This is a genomic window from Streptomyces sp. NRRL S-495 (assembly GCF_000966955.1).
GTDB lineage: Bacteria > Actinomycetota > Actinomycetes > Streptomycetales > Streptomycetaceae > Kitasatospora > Kitasatospora purpeofusca.
The window spans coordinates 1-1,600 of record NZ_JZWY01000776.1 but is presented as its reverse complement, the minus strand read 5'-3'; the positions used below and the strand labels follow the sequence as shown (position 1 = coordinate 1,600).

1 protein-coding gene is annotated in these 1,600 nt (G+C 69.3%); it reads right to left on the bottom strand.

From position 1 onward, the window contains the following. A partial coding sequence (gene gcl / locus VR45_RS33195; protein WP_045943609.1) for a glyoxylate carboligase occupies positions 1–1,241 on the bottom strand: 1,241 nt, incomplete at its 3' end. Positions 1,242–1,600: the final 359 nt, after the last annotated feature.

The following is a 1,600-nucleotide window of genomic DNA, read 5'->3' as shown; positions in this document are numbered from 1 at the left end:
TTGATCCAGTGCCGCGGCTTGTAGACGTGCAGCAGCTGCGCGCCGGCGATCTGGGAGAGGCCGATGGTGGTGACGTAGCGGGTCTCCGGGCCGAAGGCCCTGTTCATCTCCTCGTAGACCCGCTGCGGCTTGAGCGGCACGTTGTCGAAGTGGGTGCGGCGCTGGAGCCGGGCCCGGCGCTCCTGGGTGGACGCGGCCCACTCGGCGCGGTTCTTGAGGGTGCCGGCGGCCTTGAGCTCCCGGGCGACCTCGACGAAGAGCTCCAGCGCGGCGCGGGCGTCGGAGGCGATGCCGAGCGCGGGGGCGAAGATCCTGCCGATCTGGGTGGGCTCGATGTCGACGTGGACGAAGGTCCGGCCCTCGGTGTAGACGTCCAGGCCGCCGGTGTGGCGGTTGGCCCAGCGGTTGCCGATGCCGAGCACGAAGTCGGAGGCGAGGAAGTTCTCGTTGCCGTACCGGTGCGAGGTCTGCAGGCCGACCATGCCGGCGTTCAGCGGGTGGTCGTCCGGGACGATGCCCCAGCCCATCAGGGTCGGCACCACCGGGACGCCGGTCAGCTCGGCGAACTCCAGCAGCAGCCCGGCGGCGTCGGCGTTGATCACGCCGCCGCCGGCCACGATCAGCGGCCGCTCGGACTGCTGGAGCAGCGCGATCGCCTTCTCGATCTGGATCCGGTTGGCGGTGGGCTTGTAGACCGGCAGCGGCTGGTAGGCCTCCGGGTCGAAGTCGATCTCGGTGAGCTGGACGTCGATCGGCAGGTCGACGAGCACCGGGCCGGGGCGGCCCGAGCGCATCAGGTGGAAGGCCTGCTGGATCACGCCGGGGACCTGCGCGGCCTCCAGCACGGTGGTGGCGGCCTTGGTGACCGGCTTGGCGATCGAGGCGATGTCGACGGCCTGGAAGTCCTCCTTGTGGAGGCGGGCGACCGGGGCCTGGCCGGTGATGCACAGGATCGGGATCGAGTCGGCGATGGCCGAGTAGAGCCCGGTGATCATGTCGGTGCCGGCCGGCCCGGAGGTGCCGATGCAGACGCCGATGTTGCCCGCGGCGGCGCGGGTGTAGCCCTCGGCCATGTGCGAGGCGCCCTCGACGTGGCGGGCCAGCGTGTGCCGGATGCCGCCGGAGGCCTTGAGGGCGGCGTAGAAGGGGTTGATGGCCGCGCCCGGCACGCCGAAGGCGACGTCGACGCCTTCGAGCTTGAGGATCTCCACGGCCGCGCGGGCGGCTGTCATTCGGGGCATCGGGTCTCTCCTGCGTCGGCCCGCAGTGGGTCGGAGGGCTCATCTCCAGAATTCCACCATACGGAAGAACGGTTTCTGTATGTGGAATAAAAGTAGGACGGGGGTCGTCGGGGCGTCAAGGGGGCTTTCAACAGAATGTGGAACGTGCGGAGGGGTGGGGCTGGCCGTCCATCTGCTCGACGGACGAACGTGCGTACCTGCCACGACCTCGGATTTCGACCCGGTTGCGTTGAAGCCGTGCCGTTGAGGTGGAGGGACGGTGTGCGAGGTTGGCCGGCTCCGGGGCGCTGGGTACCGTCGGTCCCACGCCGGGCCCGTCATGGTTGCCATGTTCAACAACTGTCTCTTATACACATCTC